The organism is Kitasatospora sp. NPDC052896 (assembly GCF_044547075.1).
GTDB lineage: Bacteria > Actinomycetota > Actinomycetes > Streptomycetales > Streptomycetaceae > Kitasatospora.
In genome coordinates this window covers 46,155-63,917 of record NZ_JBITZU010000005.1, presented here as the reverse complement: position 1 = coordinate 63,917, position 17,763 = coordinate 46,155, and the positions used below count along the sequence as shown (strand labels likewise).

Here is a 17,763-nt window from a genome sequence, read left to right as displayed (position 1 = left end):
GCGCTAGGCTGAGCCGACGGTCCACGCGCGCGGCGTGTCCACGGGTGGACCGTCATCGCGTGCCCTCTGCAGGAAGGTTTCACCGTGAGCTGGCCCGGTTCCCCGGCCCTCCTCCTCGCCGCCGGCGCCACCCCGGCGCCACTGCCGCAGCTGCCGACCAGCCCGGGTCAGGTCACCACCAGCGCCCGGGAGGCCACCGGCTGGCTGGACGCCAACTGGCAGAGCTGGGTCGAGGGCGGTCTGCGGATCGTGCTGATCGTGCTGCTCGCCCTGGTGCTGCGGGCGGTGGTGCGCAAGCTGATCAGCCAGTTGATACACCGGATGACCAAGGAGCCGCCGGCCGACGCGGAGAGCAGCCGGCTGGGTGGACTGCTCGTCAACACCGAGCGGCGCCAGCAGCGGTCGGCGGCGATCGGCTCGGTGCTGCGCAGCGTGGCGTCCTTCACCATCCTGGGCACCGCCGCGCTGATGGTGCTCTCGGCGCTGGGGGTCAACCTGGCGCCGCTGCTGGCCAGCGCCGGGGTGGCCGGCGTGGCGATCGGTTTCGGCGCCCGCAACCTGGTCACCGACTTCCTCTCCGGGGTCTTCATGATCATGGAGGACCAGTACGGCGTCGGGGACGAGATCGACACCGGGGTGGCCACCGGGACCGTGCTGGAGGTCGGCCTGCGGGTGACCAAGCTGCGCGGGGCCGGCGGGGAGATCTGGTACATCCGCAACGGCGAGGTGAAGCGGATCGCCAACATGAGCCAGGGCTGGTCCACCGCCATCGTGGACGTCCAGGTCGGCTACCGGGAGAACCTGGGCCGGGTGGAGTCGCTGATCATGCAGGCCGCCGAGGAACTGGCCAAGGAGCAGCCCTGGGACGAGCTGCTCTGGGAGCCGGTGCGGGTGCTGGGCGTGGAGTCGGTGGCGGCGGACAACGTGGTGCTGCGGGTCGAGGCCAAGACCATGCCGGGGAAGGCCACGCTGGTCTCCCGCGGGCTGCGGCAGCGGTTGAAGTACGTCTTCGACGAGGCCGGGATCAAGCTCAAGGAGGAGGCCACGGCGGGCACGCCGGCCGCGCCGCCGACGGACGCGCTGCCGCCCTCGGCGCTCTCCGACCCCGCGTCGGCCCGCTCGCTGGCCACCAAGCCGATCCCGCTGCCCACGCCCGAGGAGCAGGAGCACCTGAAGCTGCTCTGACCCCGCTCCGAGCGGCCCCGCGCGGAGCGACCCCGCGCGCCGAGAGCCCCGCACCCCCTTCCCGGGGGCCGCGGGGCTCTCCGCGTGTCCGGGGCCGGTGAATCGGCGACCGTCCGGTCATTGACACTCCGCCGGGCCGGGCCTACGGTCCTCTTCAGCGATTGGAAACTTTACTAACAATCCACGTCGTGCCGGGCCGCCCAGCGGGGCCGTGACCTGCCGCACGATCCCCACCGCGGACGGAGGAGGATCAGCTCGTGACCGACACCACCCGCCCCACCGCTCCCTCCGCCGCGCCGCGTCCCGGGACGCCGAGCCGGCTGCGCGCCATCAACGACCGGGCCGCGCTCGACCTGCTGCTGGCGCACGGCCCGCTCTCCCGGACCCGGATCGGCACGCTGACCGGGCTCTCCAAGCCGACCGCCTCACAGCTGCTGGCCCGGCTGGAGGCCGCCGGGCTGGTCGTCCCGGTCGGCACCACGGCGGGCGGGCCGGGCCCCAACGCGCAGCTGTACCAGGTGAATCCGGCCGCCGGGTACGTGGCGGGACTGGACGTCACCCGGGACCGGATCCGGTTCGCGGTGGCCGACATCACCGGGCGCACGCTGGCCGAGCACACCCTCCCCACCCCGGGCCGGCAGGCCGCCGGCGCGGTGGCCCGGGTCGCGGACGGGCTCGCCGAGACGGTCCGGCTGGCCGGGCTCGCCCCGGGCAGCCTGCGCGAGATCGCGATCGGCACGCCGGGGGCGCTCGACCCGGCCACCGGCAAGCTGCGCTACGCCGCCCACCTGCCCGGCTGGCACTCCCCGCACCTGCTCGACGAGCTGCGCGAGGCACTCGACGCACCGGTCTCGCTGGAGAACGACGTCAACCTGGCCGCCGTCGCCGAGCAGGTGCTCGGCTCGGCGCGCGGCTGCCGGGACTTCGTGCTGCTCTGGGCCGAGGAGGGGATCGGCGCCGCGATCGTGATCGCCGGCCGGCTGCACCGGGGCTTCACCGGCGGTGCCGGCGAGGTCGGCTACATGCCGGTGCCGGGCGCTCCGGTGGTCCGCAACGTCCGCCGGGAGAACTCCGGCGGGTTCCAGCAGCTGGCCGGCGCCGCCGCGGTGCTCGCGCTGGCCCGGACGCACCGGATCGCCGGCCCGACGGCCGAGGCCGCGATCACCAGGGCGCTGGCCACCCCCGGCGCCGGGGACGAGTTCCTGGCCGTGCTGGCCAACCGGCTGGCCACCGGCCTGGCGGCGATCGTCGCGGTGATCGACCCCGAGCTGGTGGTGCTCTGCGGCGGCATCCCCACCGCCGGCGGCGAACGGCTGCGCGAGCTCGTCCAGGAGGAGCTGACCGGCCTGGCCGTGCCCCGTCCGGCACTGCGCAGCAGCACCGTGCCGGGCTCCCCCGTCCTGCACGGCGCCCTGCAGCGCGCCCTGACCGCCGCCCGGGAGACGGCCTTCACCACCGCCTAGCCCCGCTCTTCGGTTTCCCGCACAGCTCCCCCCTTCCCCCGCCCGGGGCCGACGGGCGATGACGCCTGCCCCGGCACCCCCAGGAGGACATCCGTGCCCAGCAACCGCATCCCCGCCCCCACCCCCACCCGCCCGCGCCGGCTGGCCGCCGCGCTCGGCCTGAGCACCGCCGTCGTCCTGCTGGCCGCCGGCTGCACCGGCACCGACTCCACCGGCAGCGCCGGCTCGGCCGACGGCAAGGACGTCACCATCACGTTCTGGCACGGCTGGAGCCAGCCCGACGAGACCGGCGCGATCAACGCCAACATCGCGAACTTCGAGAAGCTGCACCCGAACATCCACGTCAAGGTGGTCGCCAACGTCTCCGACGACAAGAGCGAGCAGGCGCTGCGGGCCGGCGGGCCGGATGCCCCGGACGTGGTCTCCTCCTTCACCACCGACAACGTGGGCAAGTTCTGCGCCTCCGGGGTCTGGACCGACCTCACCCCGTTCCTCCGGAAGGACGGCATCGACCCGGCCACCACCTTCCCCGCGCCGATGCTCAAGTACAGCCAGTTCCAGGGCGACCAGTGCTCGCTGCCGCTGCTCGGCGACGCCTACGGGCTCTACTACAACAAGACCGAGTTCGCCGCCGCCGGCATCACCCGACCGCCGAGGACGCTCAACGAGTTCGACGCCGACGCGGTCAAGCTGACCATCGCCAAGGGCGACGGCTACCAGCAGCTCGGCTTCATGCCCGACTACCACGGTTACGAGACCGCCCCCGCGCACTACCTGGCCCAGTGGGGCGCCACGTACTTCGGCCCGGACGGCAGGTCCGACATCGCCACCGACCCGTCGGTCGCCGCCATGATGACCTGGCAGAAGAACCTGATCGGCCAACTCGGCGGCTACGACAAGCTGGAGAGGTTCCGGACCACCTTCGGCGACGAGTTCAGCGCCAAGAACCCGTTCGAGACCGGGCAGGTGGCGATGGCCCTGGACGGCGAGTGGCGGACCGAGTCGATCGCCGAGGACAAGGCCTCGATCGACTGGGCCACCGCGCCGTTCCCGGTGCCGGACGCACTCGCCGGCACCTACGGTCGCGGCTACCAGACCGGCACCATCATCGGGATCGCCCGCAGCAGCCAGCAGCAGGCCGCCGCCTGGGAGTTGGTCAAGTACCTGACCACCGACACCAACGCGGTGGTCAGCTTCGCCAACGCCATCCACAACGTGCCGAGCACCATAGCGGCGCTCAACTCGCCGCAGCTGGACGCCGATCCCAACTTCAGGACCTTCCTGGACATCGCCAGGAACCCGTACTCCAGCACCACCCCGGCCAGCATCAACGGCGGTGCGTACCAGGTGAGCCTGCAGAACCTCGGCTACGACTTCGAGAGCGGCAGGCAGAGCGACCTGGCGGCCGGCCTCGCGGCCACCGCCAAGGAGATCGACACCGCCGTGGCCCAGGCGAAGTGAGCCACCGATGGCCCCGCTGAACTCCCCCCTGCCCGCGGCGCTGCGCCGCCGGCGCCGCCGGGAGGCGGCCCGTACGCTGGCCTTCCTCTCCCCCTGGCTGATCGGCTTCGGCGTCTTCTTCGCCTACCCGCTGGTCTCCACGGTCTACTTCAGCTTCATGAAGTACGACGGGTTCACCGCACCGGTCTTCACCGGGCTGAGGAACTGGCACTACGTCCTCAGCGACTACCCGTTCTTCTGGCAGGGCCTGCGCAACACGCTCTGGCTGGTCGTGGTGATGGTCTCGCTGCGGGTGGTCTTCGGACTCGGCGTCGGCATGCTGGTCACCAGGATCAGGACCGGCGCGGGCTTCTTCCGGACCGCCTTCTACCTGCCCTACCTGGCCCCGCCGGTGGCCGCCACGATCGCCTTCGCGTTCCTGCTCAACCCCGGCACCGGGCCGGTCGACCACCTGCTCGGCTCACTCGGCCTGCCGCAGCCCGGCTGGTTCAACGACCCGAACTGGTCGAAGCCCGCGCTCAGCCTGCTCGCGCTGTGGGGCATCGGCGACCTGATGGTGATCTTCCTGGCCGCGCTGCTCGACGTGCCCCGGGAGCAGTACGAGGCGGCGGAGCTGGACGGCGCCGGGCCCTGGCAGCGGTTCCGCTACGTCACCTGTCCGAACATCTCGCCGATCGTGATGTTCGCGGTGGTCACCGGGGTGATCCAGACCATGCAGTACTACACCCAGGCGATCGTGGCCGGGCAGGTCGCCAGCGGCGTGATCGGCGGCTCCGGGGAGCAGTTCGAACCCGGCTATCCGCAGGGCTCCACCTGGACCCTGCCGCAGATGGTCTACAACCTCGGCTTCCAGCGCTTCGACACCGGCTCGGCCTGCGTGGTCGCGCTGATCCTGTTCGCCATCTCGATGGCCTTCACCTGCCTGCTGCTGCGCCGCAGGTCCGGCTTCATCCCGGCCGAGGACTAGGACCACCACCATGACCAACGCCCTCACCACGCCGCTGCGTCCGGCCGTTCCGCACCCGCCCCGCACGACGGCGGCCCGGGCCGCCCGCCGCCGGGCCGTCCTGCACTGGACGGCGGTGCACGCGACCGCCGTGGCGGCCGCGCTGCTCTTCCTGCTCCCCTTCGTCTTCGTCTTCCTCACCTCGGTGATGACGGACCGCCAGGCACTCACCACCGACTACTGGCCGCAGCACTGGAGTTGGGACAACTACGTCAGGGTGTGGCAGACCCCCGGGTTCCTCACCTGGTGGCGCAACACCCTGGTCTACGCGGGCGCCGGCACGCTGCTGACCGTCGTCTCGAGCGTGCCGGTGGCCTACGCGCTGGCCCGGTTCCGGTTCCGCGGCCGCAACCTGGCCCTGATGGCGGTGGTCTCGATGATGATGCTGCCACCGCAGGTGACCGTCGTCCCGATGTACCTGTTCTGGGCCAAGCAGCTGCACCTCACCGGCACGCTCTGGCCGCTGATCATCCCGATGGCCTTCGGGGACGCCTTCTCGATCTTCCTGCTGCGGCAGTTCCTGCTCACCATCCCCCGCGAGTACGTGGAGGCGGCCCGGATCGACGGCTGCGGGGAGTTGCGGACCCTGCTGCGGGTGATCCTGCCGATGGCCCGCCCGGCCGTCGCGGCGGTGGCGCTGTTCCAGTTCTTCTACTGCTGGAACGACTACTTCGGGCCGCAGATCTACGCCAGCGAGAACCCGGGCGCCTGGACCCTCTCGTACGGGCTGGAGTCGTTCAAGAGCGCCCACCACACCAACTGGAACCTCACCATGGCGGCCACCCTGCTCGTCATGGCACCGGTCATCGTGCTGTTCTTCTTCGCGCAGAGGGCCTTCATCGAAGGCGTGACACTGACAGGGGTCAAGGGCTGATGTCCCTCAAACTCGCCGTCGTGGGCGGCGGTTCCACCTACACTCCCGAACTCGTGGACGGCTTCGCCCGGTTGCGGGACAGCCTGCCGGTCGCCGAGCTGGTGCTGATCGACCCGGTGGCCGAACGGCTGGACCTGGTCGGGGGGTTGGCCCGGCGGATCTTCGCCCGGCAGGGCCACCCGGGCACCGTCAGCACGACCGGCGACCTGGACGCCGGAGTGGCCGGCGCCGACGCGGTGCTGCTGCAACTGCGAGTCGGCGGGCAGGCCGCCCGGGCCGAGGACGAGACGTGGCCGCTGGAGTGCGGCTGCGTGGGCCAGGAGACCACCGGGGCGGGCGGGTTGGCGAAGGCGCTGCGAACCGTACCGGTGGTGCTCGACATCGCCGAACGGGTGCGCCGGGCGAACCCCGCGGCCTGGATCGTCGACTTCACCAACCCGGTGGGGATCGTCACCCGGGCGCTGCAGACCGCCGGGCACCAGGCGGTCGGGCTGTGCAATGTCGCGATCGGGTTCCAGCGCAAGTTCGCCGCGCACCTGGGGGTCGCGCCGGAACGGGTGCGGCTGGACCACGTCGGGCTCAACCACCTGACCTGGGAGCGCGGGGTGACACTGCTGGACTCCCCGTCCAGCGGCTCGGGCCGTGAGGTCCTACCGGAGTTGCTGTCCCGCTTCGGACCGCGGATCGCCGAGGACCTGCACCTGCCGCTGCCGGTGATCCAGCGGCTCGGCGTGGTGCCCTCCTACTACCTGCGATACTTCTACCAACACGACGTGGTGGTCGAGGAGTTGCGCGCCACCGGCTCACGGGCGTCCGAAGTCGCCTCCATCGAACGGGAGTTGCTTTCGCTGTACGCGGATCCGACGCTGGACACCAAGCCCGGGCTGCTCGCCCGGCGCGGTGGCGCCTTCTACTCGGAGGCGGCCGTACAGCTGATCGCCGCCCTGCTCGGCACCGGCCTCTCCGGCTCCCAGGTGGTCAACACCCGCAACGACGGCACGCTGCCCTTCCTGCCCGACGACGCGGTGATCGAGGTGCCCGCGGAGGTGGACGCCGACGGCGTGCGGCCGCTGCCGCAGCGCCCGGTCGAACCGCTCTTCGCCGGGCTGATCGCCGCCGTCACCGCGTACGAGCAACTCGCCCTGGAGGCCGCGCTCGAGGGCGGCCGGGACCGGGTCTTCGACGCCCTGCTGGCCCACCCGCTGATCGGCCAGCTCGACCTCGCCGACCGACTGACCGACCGGCTGCTCGCCCACAACCGCGCACACCTGCCGTGGGCCTAGGGGGACCTTCGATGCCACAACTGCCCGGAGTACTGGCCATCGACGCCGGCAACAGCAAGACCGACGTCGCACTGGTCGGCGCCGACGGCACGCTGCTCGGCACCGCCCGGGGCGGCGGCTTCACCCCGCACCTGGACGGACCGGAGGCCGCCGTGGCCGCCCTCGCCCCGCTGGTCGCGGCGGTCTCCGGACGTGGCACCCCCGGCGGCCCGGTCGCCGAGCACCTCAGCGCCTGCCTGGCCAACGCCGACCTCCCGGTGGAGGAGCGGCGGTTGGAGCGGGCCCTCGCGGACCAGGGCTGGGCGCGCACCGTCACCGTCGTCAACGACACCTTCGGGCTGCTCCGGGCCGGCACCGACGCCCCGCACGGGGTGGCCGTGGTCTGCGGCGCCGGCATCAACTGCGCCGGCCTGCTCCTGGACGGCCGCACCGCCCGGTTCCCCGCCCTCGGCCCGCTGACCGGCGACTGGGGCGGCGGCGGCAGCCTGGCGACCGAGGCCATGTGGCACGCCACCCGCGCCGAGGACGGCCGGGGCGAGCCGACCGCGCTCGCTCCGGCGATCGCCCGTCACTTCGGGCTCCCCACCGCGGGCGCCGTCGCGGAGGCCGTCCACCTCTCCCGGCTCCCCGCCGCCCGCCTGCACGAGATCGTCCCGCTCCTCTTCACGTGCGCGGAGGCCGGCGACCCGACCGCCCTTCACCTCGTCGACCGCCAGGCCGACGAGATCACCCGCCTGGTCCGGGTCGCCCTCACCCGCCTGGACGCCCTCTCCACCCCCATCCCCCTGGTTCTGGGCGGCGGCATCCTGGCCGCCCGCCACCCCCTCCTGCTGGGCAACCTCACCACCCGCCTGACCGCCCTCGCCCCGCTCGCCCAGCCCCGCGTCATCACCGCTCCCCCGGTACTGGGCGCCGCCCTCCTGGGCCTCGACCACCTGGCACAGGCGGCCCTGGGCGGTGGCCCCGAAGCCCAACACCGGCTCCGCGCGGCCTACCCGGCGAGCACCGCCGAGCCGGTCGTCCAGAGCTGACCGGACCCGAAGCAGTGCGACGTGGGCAGGCCCTGCCGCTGGGGTTGCGGGCCCGCCTAGCGTCCGGGGTGGACCTGGACGACGGCGTACCGGCCGGTGGTTCGCCAGGGCTCCCCCGTGCCGTCGAGCTCGGCGACCGCGGCCGCGCCGACGCCGACGACCACGTCCGACTTGAGCGTCCGCAGGGCGGCCACGGGTGACGGGAAGTGGCCCGCCGCGCCGGCGAACGGCGTGGTCGGCGGCCACAGCCGATCGCCCACCAGACGGCGGTAGTTGAGGTCACCCTTGAGGATCGTCAGCGCCGCGCCGGCGAACTCCGCCCGGAGGTCGGCGGGCAGGTCGTGGAACGGCAGTGGCGCGCAGAAGAACGGGTGCGCGCGGACCACGAGCACGGCGTCGTTCATCGCCCGCCACAACCGGTGGCCGACCGCCGCGGCCTCCGGCCCGGGTGCGCGGCGAAGGCGCTCCACCGCCGCGAGGACGTCCGCCATCGTGGCGTCGGAGACGTAGTACGGCTGCGGCTTCACGTGGAGCGTGACCTCGGCCGCCAGCCCGCTCGCCAGGAGGTGGTCGATCAGCACCAGGTCCGGCAGCAGCTCCCGGCCGGCGTTGTCCGCGACCAGGCAGACCCGCCCGCCCCTCGCCCCCTCCAGCTCGGCCCACAGCACCGGACCGTCATCGACGATCACCCTCGAAGGCGCCCCCGTTTCCGCCCCCGCGGTGATCTGGAAACCGAGGTCGGCGCGGTTCCCCCACAGCGCCGACGACAGCAACGCCTCCCGCCGGCCCGCCTCCGGAAGAGCCCGGAGCCCGCCGAGCGCGGCGAGCTCGTCGTCCACGGCCGCACCGGCCAGCTCCGCGCTCTTGAACGGCCCGAACGGGTCGACCCCCTGCCAGGCCCCCGGCCGGAAGTACCCCGTCGCGTCGAGCAGCCGCCGGTAGAAGTAGCTCTCGGCCCACAGGAACGGCGCCTCGCCCCACGGCAACCCCCAGAGCCCGTGCCCCCACTCCAGCCACCGGGCGTGGTCGTGGGCGTCCTCCCGCAACGGCTCCAACACCCCCGTGGTGCTCTCGACCAGCAGCCGCCTGACCGCAACCCGCTCGCCCGGCCCGTACGGCAGCGCGTCGATCACCTGCTGAACGAGCTTCGGATGCCGCTCGTGGAAGACCCCCCACGCGAAGGAACCGGGGACATCGCTGCGGATCACGGGCGCGGTCGACACGTACGGACTCGTCTCTCTCGTCATCGGCAGCGTGGCCGCCGATCTCGGGGCTGACGAAGCCAGTCTCGCCGAACCGCCGGACCAGCGCGCAGATCGCGTGCCCGCGACACCTTGACCGTTTCGTCAACCGACCGAACCCGGAGTCCCCGGCACTGTGCAAGTTCTCGCACACTGCTGGCTGGCCGCCAGCCCGACGTGCAAGCCTGAACACGGCGATCGTCCGCCGACACCGGAGGGCACCATGGCACTGCACAGGCTGGGCAAGGATCCGGAAAGCAAGAACGGTGGATCACCGACGCTGTACTACGACGATGTCACGGGCAACTACCTCATCCAGGGCTGGAGGGTCACGGACGCCGAACGGCTCGCTCAGCTGGACCTGCCGGAGCACGAGACCGTGATCGAGTACCCCAAGCGGATGATCCAGTTCTTCCCGGAGGTGAACGGTGGCATCGGAGAAGACGTTTGAGGAGCTGTTTCGCGCGGCCGAGTACCACGCACTGCACCTGGAGATGCGCGACGGCTACATGCGCAGCGACCCGTCGTTCATCGCGTGGCAGGCCGGCAGCATCCTCCCGGACGACCCCGAAAGCTGTTGGTGGGCCAACCTGGTACAGGAGGCAGTCCACCGTGGCGTCGAGGTCAAGCGGGCCCGGATCGTCTCGGAGCCGATCAGCGACTACGTCCGATTCGAGTACGAGATCACTGAGGAGCACAACATCGCAGCCGGTGAGCAGGTGCGCTGGTTGCGTCGCCGCAACGCAACTGCCCTGGCGCTACCGGGCAATGACTTCTGGCTGTTCGACGAAGCCACTGTGCTGATCAATCACTTCGACGGCGACGGAGAGTGGACGGACTCGGAGACCGTCACCGACCCCGTGGTGATCAAGCTGTGCCAGGATGCCTTCGCCGCCGTGTGGGAGTGCGCGGTTCCCCATTCGGACTACCGCCCCGCGTAATAGCTGGATCACGGGACACCAATCAATGCCAACCATCCCCTCGAACGTGCAACAGGCCCGTCAGGCTCTTGGGCAGCGCCTTGACGAGCTGCGCAAGGACGCAGGACTCAGCGCCCGAGCACTGGCAAGGTTGGCAGGCTGGCACGAGTCGAAGTGCTCTCGCCTCGTCCACGGCCGGACTTCGCCCTCCCCGGCGGACATCCGGACGTGGACACTACACTGCGGGGTGCCCGACCAGGCTGACGACCTGATCGCATCCGCCCGTGGTATCGAGGGCATGTACGTGGAGTGGCGCCGTCAGACCCGGGCCGGCCTCCGTCAGGTTCAAGAGGCGGCCGTGCCACTGTACGAGCGCACTCGGCACTTCCGAATCTATGAACCCGGTGTCATCCCCGGCTTGCTCCAGACTCGGGCATACGCAGAGGCGTTGATGGGGGCGATCATCTCGTTCCAGCACATCCCCGACGACACGGCAGCGGCTGTCAATGCCCGTATCGCTCGTCAACGAGTACTCCACCGTGGCGACCACACCTTTGCCGTGGTGCTGGAGGAATCGGCGTTGCTGGCCCGTGTGGCGGATGACGAGGTGATGGCAGCCCAGCTCGGCCACCTGCTACGGGTAGCAGCTCTGCCGAGCGTCAGCCTGGGAGTCGTCCCGTCCGTCGCACGCCGTCTCATGTGGCCGGTCGAAGGCTTCTGGATCTTCGACGCGGACAGGGTCCTCGTCGAATTGGTGACCGCTGAGGTGACCGTCACCCAGCCGAGCGAGGTGGAGCTCTACAGTCGAACATTCACAGCCTTGACCAAGTCCGCCGTGCACGGAAAGTCCGCGCGAGAACTGATCACCGCCGCGATTGACGCTCTCGGGTGACCGCCCGCAAGTTGGCGCACACTTGTGGATGACGTCCTTGGCCCCCCTAACGTGCTGGCCATGTCAGAGATGGCGTTCCCACAGCCGAGGCCTGATGGGCTGTCGGCGCCCGGCTTCACTGATGCCCAGCTGACCGGGCTGGCCTGCCTCTGCTGCGCCAGCCCAGATGCCTCGCACCACGGCGAGACCGTCACCACCTGTGTAGCGGACGACGTCGTCCGGGACACCACAGTCCGTCGGCGCCCGCCATGCCCGACGACTGGCCGCCGCTACCGGCCCGAGCAACTGCCACCCGATGATCGGGGCTGGGCGCTGCGGGGAGTCCGGGAGGTCGCCACCGGCGGCTGGATCGAGACAGATGGCGAGTTGGAGCAGCACACCCTGCTTGATGGGGCCGACGCGTGGATCCAGCGGCAGCGCTATCTCGATCAGGCCACGCTCCGAACATCGACCGGAGCCGTTCCGTCACCTCTGCCGCAAGGAAGTACCAACGGCTGAACCAAGGAGGACACGTTGACGACAGCCCTTCAGGAAGCGCGGAACCTGATCCCGCCCGACACGTTCGCGGCGGTCGCCGCGACCGTGCGCGACAACAACCCTGGCGTGGATCAACACCTGGCCGAGCGGATCGTCCGCGAGGCCCTGAAGTTCGTGGCCACCTGCGGCCGGTTCCGCGACCACGGCATGGCGCCCTCGCGCATCGTCGACGAGGGCTGGCACGCGCTCGTCCTGCACACCCGGGCGTACGAGGAGCTGTGCGCGCGGGTGGGCGGCCCGGTGCATCACTTTCCGGAGCGGCCCGACCCGAGCCGCTTCGACGGCGCGGTGCTCGCCTTCACGACCAGCATGATGCGGCAGGCCGGCTATCCGGCCGACACACGATGGGGCGACCCGCTGACGGGGGAGATCGTCGTTGCCGCCAACTGTCAGCACTCACCGCCGGATTGCCAGGTGACGTGCATGAACAAGCCCGGTTGACGAACAAGCGATGCGGCCGGCCAGTCCCTGGGAGGATCCCGCCATGACCGAGAACAGCGCGCCCTTCGAGGCGCACCGGTGGTTGGAGGACCACGCGCTCGCGATGCGGGCCGTGGAGGTCGGGCAGATCGGGCAGGCGGAGCTGGTGCCGGTCCGGATGCCGATCTGGGTCCGCAGCGAGGGCGTCCTGATGACCACGTTCTACCGGCTCCCGGACGGCTGGACGTCGCCGCGGTGACGCGTCGCCGAAGGTGCCGAGACCGATGCGTGCGACCAACTCGTGCCCAGCACCCCCGAGCTCCTCTCACGCGTCGTCACCCGCACCGCCTGCGCCGGGCGCGGTCCACCGGGGTTCACGACGTCCAGGTCGGCCCGGCTGGGCTGTCGAGCCACGCCCGCTGACCGTCTGCCGTCACCGTCAGCCCCTACCGCTCGTGGCACGGGCTGACCGTGTGCGTGGTAGACCGTTGGGCGGTGGCGGGCGCGCATGAGGTCGGCCCGGACGTCGTCGCGGGCGCGCGTCAGGTCCCGGGCTGCTTCCTCGGCCCTACGGGCAGCCCGGCCCGCCACCGGACCACGCCCGACAGCTGGACGAGCGGCCCGCTCCCGACGCACAACCGGTCATGCGGTAACCGACCCGCGCAGATCAGGCTGACCGCGCGTCGTCGCCAGGGCACGCACCCGCCCGGCCCCCTGCCTGCCCCCGGCCCACCACGCCGGGGCCGGTCACCCCTGCACCGCTTGACAAATCGCCCCACATATCGTCTGTCCGGCGGGTCGCGTCACCGCCCCGCACCCGACAGCGCCGTCACCCGAATGGCGCAGTACGGCTTGCCGCCCATATGGATGAAGATCAAGCTGATTAGTGCCCCAATCGAGGCAATCCGTGAAAGGGGAACCAAATGCGCATTCGACGAACACTCGCCGCCGTCACCGCCACGGCAGCCCTGGCCGGACTCGGCCTCACCGGCGCCGCCACCGCCACCGCTGCCACACACGGTGGCCCAACCTACGTCACCCCTTCTCAGTGCGAGAAGGGCGGCGGAACGCCCCGGATCGACTTGCCGGGCAACCCCTGCAAGGGCGGTACGTACGACGGGCAGACGGTCGACTAAACCCCACGAGGCGCCCCGCAGCCACGCGCCGTGGGGCGCTCCCGCGCGAGCGTAGCCGGGAGAGTCGCAGGGGCTGTGCCGACCCGTCGGGCACGCCAGGTCCGAGCCGGCCCGGAAGCACGCGGCGGGCGGGAGTTCCCGAACGCCGTCGCGCGCGAGCACAGCGAGCTGCCAAGGTCTGCGCGGCCGTGGGCCGCACCTTCTGTTACCGGGGCAAGACGACGGCCCGACTGTGAACTGACGATCTCGGCAGCGTGAAGGCGCCCGGGGACGCTACCGCGCCGTCGCGCCCAGGGTGGCCAGCGCCGCCGCCGGGATCGGGTACGGGGTGGCCGGGGGCAACAGCGCGGTCGCGGCGTCGCGATCGCCGGCGCGGACCAGCGCACGGATCGCGCGGGCCTGCGGGGTGACGTCGCGGACGGACCGCAACCACTGGTCGGCGTATTCGCGGGCGGCGTGGCCCACCAGGCCCAACTGGAGTGAACGATAAGGGAGTTGATTCATTCCGAGATCACGTTCCGGATCCCACTGGACGCGGACCTCAGCGGCGCGCAAGCGGGCCGCCCAGGCCGCACGGTCCGGGTGGACGTCGCGGTCGTAGTGGCTGAGGCAGGCCTCGGTCAGCGCACGGTCGAAGCCCTCCCGGCTGATCTCCAGGGCGAGCACCCGCTCCTGGCCCGGCTTGGTGCCCCAGCCGCTCCGGTACGTCATCCAGAGGAAGCTGGGCTTGATCCAGGTCATCCGGGAGCGGTTCCAGCTGTCCGGGAACCGTCCGTGCGCCGCCGCGTGGTCGCCGATCTCCGGGTTGTAGGCCTGGTAGACGGTGACGGTGTGCTCGGTGTGGAGCGCGCGGACTTGTCGGTAGATCGCCACCCGGGTGAGTCTGGCCCGCGTGGACGTGGACAGCCAGTGATTTACCGGCGACCGGTGGTTCATGAGGGGCCACTGATCCGGCAGCGGCACGCGCTCTTGTGCCGGCCGGACCCGAGCGGGACGCTGCCGGACATGACACAGCCGCAGCCGAACTTCGGTGACTACCAGTACGAGATCTACCTCAACGGCCTCGACGACGTCACCCCGCCCTACCCGATGACCTTCGCCGGGCTGGCGAGCGCGGCCGAGGCGGTGCTGCCACCGGGCGTGTGGTCGTACGTGGCCGGTGGAGCCGGGGACGAGCGGACCCAGCGGGCCAACGTGCGGGCGTTCGAGCGGTGGGGGCTGGTGCCGCGCATACTGGCGGGGGCGGCCCACCGCGATCTGTCGGTCGAACTGTTCGGACTGCGGCTGCCCTCTCCCCTGCTGATGGCGCCGGTCGGGGTGCTCGGGATCTGTACCGAGGACGGGCACGGCGACCTGGCCACCGCCCGCGCCGCCGCCCGGACCGGGGTGCCGATGGTGGCCTCCACCCTCTCCACGGACCCGCTGGAGCGGGTGGCCGAGGAGTTCGGCGACACCCCCGGCTTCTTCCAGCTCTACGCCCCGAACGACCGCGAGCTGGCCGCCAGTCTGGTGCGGCGGGCCGAGGCCGCCGGGTTCCGGGCCATCGTGGTCACCCTGGACGCCTGGACCATCGGGTGGCGACCGCGCGACCTGAGCACCGCCAACTTTCCCCAGCTGCGCGGGAACTGCCTGGCGAACTACACCTCCGACCCGGTCTTCCGGGCTCGCCTGCCGAAGCCGCCGGAGGAGGACCCGCAGGCCGCCGCCGCGCTCTGGGCCGGGCTCTTCGGCAACCCGCTGGGCTGGGCCGACCTGGCCTGGCTGCGCTCGCTCACCGACCTGCCGCTGATCCTCAAGGGGGTCTGCCACCCGGAGGACGTCCGCCGGGCCAGGGACGGCGGGGTCGACGGCTTCTACTGCTCCAACCACGGCGGCCGGCAGGCCAACGGCGGCCTGCCGGCGCTGGACACGCTGCCCGGGGTGGTCGGGGCGGCCGGCGGGCTGCCGGTGTTCTTCGACTCCGGCGTCCGCTCCGGCTCGGACGTGGTCACCGCGCTCGCCCTCGGCGCCACCGCCGTCGCCGTGGGTCGCCCGTACGTGTACGGGCTGGCGCTCGGCGGGACCGACGGCGTGGTGCACGTGCTGCGCGGCCTGCTCGCCGAGGCCGACCTGCTGATGGCGGTGGACGGCTACCCGAACCGGGCCGACCTCACCCCGGCCGCCCTGCGCCGGGTGGTGGCGGACTGAACCCGGGCGGCGGACGGCGGGCGGTCTAACCGAGGAGCTCCTCGGCGACCCAGGCCGCGAGCAGCTTGCCGCAGTCGTCCACCGAGTCGCGCCAGGCCCGCGCCGCGCCCTCGCCCGCCTCGTCGCTGACGTGCTTGACCAGCCGGACCGGCACCCCGGCCCGCCGGGCGACCGCGGCCAGCGCGTAGCCCTCCATGTCCACCAGGTCGGCGCTCTGGGCGAGCCGCTCGCGCGCGGCCGGGTCGGAGACGAAGAGGTCGCCGGTGGCCAGGGTCGGGCCGTCGGCGGCCAGGTCGAGCGGGAGGCCGGTGTCCCGGCCGGTCAGCAGGTGCAGCACGGCGCTGTCCAGGTCGTGCTGGAACACCCGGGCGACCTGGTGGGTGCGACCCTCGAGGCCGGGGCGCAGCGCACCGGCGGTGCCCAGGTTGACCACCTCGGACGGCCGCGGTCCCTGGGCCAGCACGGCGGCCAGCGAGGCGGCGGCGTTGACCTTGCCCATGCCGGTGAGCAGTACCGGGAGCCGGTCGCCGAGGTGGGCGGCCTCCTCGGCGACGGCCAGCACGAGAAGCGGACGGTCGGGCGCGATGGTACCTATCAGCTGCATGCCGCCATGGTAGTCAGGGCCCGGCCGGACGTTCCGTCAGTCCCCGGCACCGTAGCGATGGCGCAGGTTGGGGTCGTCGAGCCACCACGGGCGCATGCTCTGCTCGTCCGGGACGGCGGCCGGAACCGAGGAGGCGGCCGAAGCCGCGACCGCCGCCTCGTACTGGGCGTCCAGCGCGGCGTCCACCGCGGCGTTCTCCTCCCGGCCCTCCACGATCATGCGGCGGACCAGCGCCACCAGGAAGGGCAGCCCGACCAGGTCGCCGAGCACCCACAGGCAGGTACCGCCCCAGACCTGGTCCTGTGCCAGGCTCGGACCCCACGGGCGGGCGAGGACCGTGTAGTAGTGGTCCGCGACGATGTTCCCGCCGTAGATCAGCACGAGGCCCAGGCCCGCGTCGAAGATCACCTCGGCGAAGACGATGAAGAGCCCGACCAGGTGCGGGTACTCGTGGCCGACCGGGTCGATCTGCAGCCGCGGCCAGAAGTAGGCCAGGCCCAGCAGCACCAGGGACACGTGCAGCCCGATGTTCCAGGCCCCGCTGCTCAGCGACTTCTCGTACCAGGGGGTGAAGAAGAGCAGCCAGGGCGGCGCCATCAGCAGCGCGGTGGAGACCGCGGGGAACATCAGCAGCTTGGACGGGCGGCTGCGCAGCGCCCGCAGGATCCGCTCCCGGCGGGCCGGCGGCGAGGCCTCCACCAGCAGCGAGACCGGTGCGCCGAGCGCGAGCAGCAGCGGCACCAGCATGAGCAGCAGGATGACCTGGATCGCCCGGTCGGTGAAGAGGATCCGCTCGTAGACCCCGACCCCGGAGCAGGTGAGCCAGACCCAGAGCAGCAGCCCGCCGAGGAAGGAGACGGTCCGGGTCGGCTGCCAGCGCGTCCCGGACCGGGCCAGCCGGCGCACGCCGAGCAGGTAGCCGACGGCGAGCAGCGCCGAGAGGGTCAGGACGACCGGCTCGGCCGTCCAGGAGGTGGCCAGGTCGGACCACTGCCAGGGCGGCGGTCCGTGGTAGCCGGTGGCGGCCAGGTCTGACATCTGCATTCTTCGCGCTCCATGCTCCACCCGGGTGCGGCGGGTCCTCAGCCATCATGGCCGACCGTGGGACGATCACCGGCGGCGGGGCACCCGGGCGGCGCGGCGCGCGGGAGAACCGCATAGGGTGCCCCTCGCGTCTTGGGCCCCGGGTTGGTACGGGCCGGCGGACCGGTGCGAGCGGCCGGCCCGGGTCCGACACGGATCGCGTGTGGCCGTCCGACCGAGTGGCCATACTGCTGGCAACGGGCCGCCACCCGATCGTCGGGCGGCCCCTGGGGGAGCGGCGGGGGTACGTATGGAACGCATTAAGGACGGTGGGGTCGTGCCGATCCCGCGTACGATGACGATCACCTGCGACCGGCTCCCGGGCGGCGACTGCGCCCAGGCCCCGGCGATCCAGGTGATCGGCCCCCCGCTGCACCCCGAACCGTACGGCGCCGCCAACCACCTGCCGTAGACCGAGGAACCGAACAGCAGCAGAAGGA

20 protein-coding genes and 1 pseudogene are annotated in these 17,763 nt (G+C 71.9%); 17 read left to right on the top strand and 4 right to left on the bottom strand.

The window, feature by feature from the left end:
* The first annotated feature begins 84 nt into the window (after positions 1-84).
* The 7 genes from ACIGXM_RS13005 (at position 85) to ACIGXM_RS12975 (ending at position 8,303) form a co-directional block, all read left to right on the top strand.
* On the top strand, positions 85-1,185 hold the full coding sequence (locus ACIGXM_RS13005; protein WP_396560020.1) for a mechanosensitive ion channel family protein: 1,101 nt from the start codon (positions 85-87) through the stop codon (positions 1,183-1,185).
* Between the two features lie 257 nt (positions 1,186-1,442).
* Positions 1,443-2,648 (top strand): ROK family transcriptional regulator, encoded by a 1,206-nt coding sequence (locus ACIGXM_RS13000; RefSeq protein ID WP_396560018.1) that lies wholly within the window; start codon positions 1,443-1,445, stop codon positions 2,646-2,648.
* Positions 2,649-2,741: 93 nt separating this feature from the next.
* Positions 2,742-4,109 carry an extracellular solute-binding protein gene (locus tag ACIGXM_RS12995; RefSeq protein WP_396560016.1) on the top strand — a complete coding sequence of 456 codons (1,368 nt, stop codon included), beginning with the start codon at positions 2,742-2,744 and terminating at the stop codon, positions 4,107-4,109.
* Between the two features lie 7 nt (positions 4,110-4,116).
* On the top strand, positions 4,117-5,076 hold the full coding sequence (locus ACIGXM_RS12990; RefSeq protein ID WP_396560014.1) for a carbohydrate ABC transporter permease: 960 nt from the start codon (positions 4,117-4,119) through the stop codon (positions 5,074-5,076).
* Positions 5,077-5,086: 10 nt separating this feature from the next.
* Complete coding sequence (locus ACIGXM_RS12985; RefSeq protein ID WP_396560012.1) at positions 5,087-5,989, top strand: carbohydrate ABC transporter permease; 903 nt, start codon at positions 5,087-5,089, stop codon at positions 5,987-5,989.
* Positions 5,989-7,272 carry a 6-phospho-beta-glucosidase gene (locus tag ACIGXM_RS12980; protein ID WP_396560010.1) on the top strand — a complete coding sequence of 428 codons (1,284 nt, stop codon included), beginning with the start codon at positions 5,989-5,991 and terminating at the stop codon, positions 7,270-7,272. Before ACIGXM_RS12985 ends, ACIGXM_RS12980 begins: the two co-directional genes overlap by 1 nt.
* 11 nt (positions 7,273-7,283) lie before the next feature.
* Complete coding sequence (locus ACIGXM_RS12975) at positions 7,284-8,303, top strand: N-acetylglucosamine kinase (protein WP_396560008.1); 1,020 nt, start codon at positions 7,284-7,286, stop codon at positions 8,301-8,303.
* 56 nt (positions 8,304-8,359) lie between these two features.
* Here the strand turns inward: ACIGXM_RS12975 and ACIGXM_RS12970 are convergent, their stop codons facing one another.
* The gene (locus ACIGXM_RS12970; RefSeq protein ID WP_396560007.1) at positions 8,360-9,550 is read right to left on the bottom strand and encodes a damage-control phosphatase ARMT1 family protein; all 1,191 of its coding nucleotides are present in this window, start codon (positions 9,548-9,550) and stop codon (positions 8,360-8,362) included.
* A 217-nt stretch (positions 9,551-9,767) separates the two neighbouring features.
* Between ACIGXM_RS12970 and ACIGXM_RS12965 the strand changes: the two genes are divergently transcribed.
* From ACIGXM_RS12965 to ACIGXM_RS12930, 8 genes and pseudogenes are all read left to right on the top strand, one after another.
* On the top strand, positions 9,768-9,995 hold the full coding sequence (locus ACIGXM_RS12965) for a hypothetical protein (protein ID WP_396560005.1): 228 nt from the start codon (positions 9,768-9,770) through the stop codon (positions 9,993-9,995).
* The gene (locus tag ACIGXM_RS12960; protein WP_396560003.1) at positions 9,973-10,485 is read left to right on the top strand and encodes a DUF6879 family protein; all 513 of its coding nucleotides are present in this window, start codon (positions 9,973-9,975) and stop codon (positions 10,483-10,485) included. The genes ACIGXM_RS12965 and ACIGXM_RS12960 overlap by 23 nt, the downstream gene beginning before the upstream one ends.
* A pseudogene (locus ACIGXM_RS12955) lies at positions 10,427-10,711 on the top strand (helix-turn-helix domain-containing protein); the annotation flags it as partial. The gene ACIGXM_RS12960 and the pseudogene ACIGXM_RS12955, both read left to right, overlap by 59 nt.
* Positions 10,712-11,356, top strand: a complete 645-nt coding sequence (locus tag ACIGXM_RS12950; RefSeq protein ID WP_396560685.1) for a DUF5753 domain-containing protein — start codon at positions 10,712-10,714, stop codon at positions 11,354-11,356. It abuts the pseudogene before it with no gap.
* A gap of 60 nt (positions 11,357-11,416) precedes the next feature.
* The gene (locus tag ACIGXM_RS12945; RefSeq protein WP_396560001.1) at positions 11,417-11,854 is read left to right on the top strand and encodes a hypothetical protein; all 438 of its coding nucleotides are present in this window, start codon (positions 11,417-11,419) and stop codon (positions 11,852-11,854) included.
* A 15-nt stretch (positions 11,855-11,869) separates the two neighbouring features.
* Positions 11,870-12,334: a glycine-rich domain-containing protein gene (locus ACIGXM_RS12940; RefSeq protein WP_396559999.1), complete on the top strand. Its 465-nt coding sequence runs from the start codon at positions 11,870-11,872 to the stop codon at positions 12,332-12,334.
* 43 nt (positions 12,335-12,377) lie between these two features.
* Positions 12,378-12,572, top strand: a complete 195-nt coding sequence (locus ACIGXM_RS12935; RefSeq protein WP_396559997.1) for a hypothetical protein — start codon at positions 12,378-12,380, stop codon at positions 12,570-12,572.
* Positions 12,573-13,236: 664 nt separating this feature from the next.
* A complete protein-coding gene (locus ACIGXM_RS12930; protein WP_396559996.1) occupies positions 13,237-13,449 on the top strand; it encodes a hypothetical protein in 213 nt (70 codons plus the stop codon).
* Between the two features lie 273 nt (positions 13,450-13,722).
* Here ACIGXM_RS12930 and ACIGXM_RS12925 read toward each other — a convergent pair whose 3' ends face one another.
* Positions 13,723-14,322: a DUF4291 domain-containing protein gene (locus tag ACIGXM_RS12925; RefSeq protein WP_396559994.1), complete on the bottom strand. Its 600-nt coding sequence runs from the start codon at positions 14,320-14,322 to the stop codon at positions 13,723-13,725.
* A gap of 132 nt (positions 14,323-14,454) precedes the next feature.
* On the opposite strand from ACIGXM_RS12925, the gene ACIGXM_RS12920 reads away from it, so the two are divergent.
* Complete coding sequence (locus ACIGXM_RS12920) at positions 14,455-15,636, top strand: alpha-hydroxy-acid oxidizing protein (protein ID WP_396559992.1); 1,182 nt, start codon at positions 14,455-14,457, stop codon at positions 15,634-15,636.
* A gap of 25 nt (positions 15,637-15,661) precedes the next feature.
* Here the strand turns inward: ACIGXM_RS12920 and ACIGXM_RS12915 are convergent, their stop codons facing one another.
* Complete coding sequence (locus ACIGXM_RS12915) at positions 15,662-16,240, bottom strand: nucleosidase (protein ID WP_396559990.1); 579 nt, start codon at positions 16,238-16,240, stop codon at positions 15,662-15,664.
* A gap of 36 nt (positions 16,241-16,276) precedes the next feature.
* Entirely contained in the window at positions 16,277-17,284 is a 1,008-nt protein-coding gene (locus ACIGXM_RS12910; RefSeq protein WP_396559988.1) for a cytochrome c oxidase assembly protein, read from the bottom strand.
* Between the two features lie 316 nt (positions 17,285-17,600).
* Between ACIGXM_RS12910 and ACIGXM_RS12905 the strand changes: the two genes are divergently transcribed.
* Complete coding sequence (locus tag ACIGXM_RS12905; RefSeq protein WP_396559986.1) at positions 17,601-17,735, top strand: hypothetical protein; 135 nt, start codon at positions 17,601-17,603, stop codon at positions 17,733-17,735.
* The last annotated feature ends 28 nt before the right edge of the window (positions 17,736-17,763 follow it).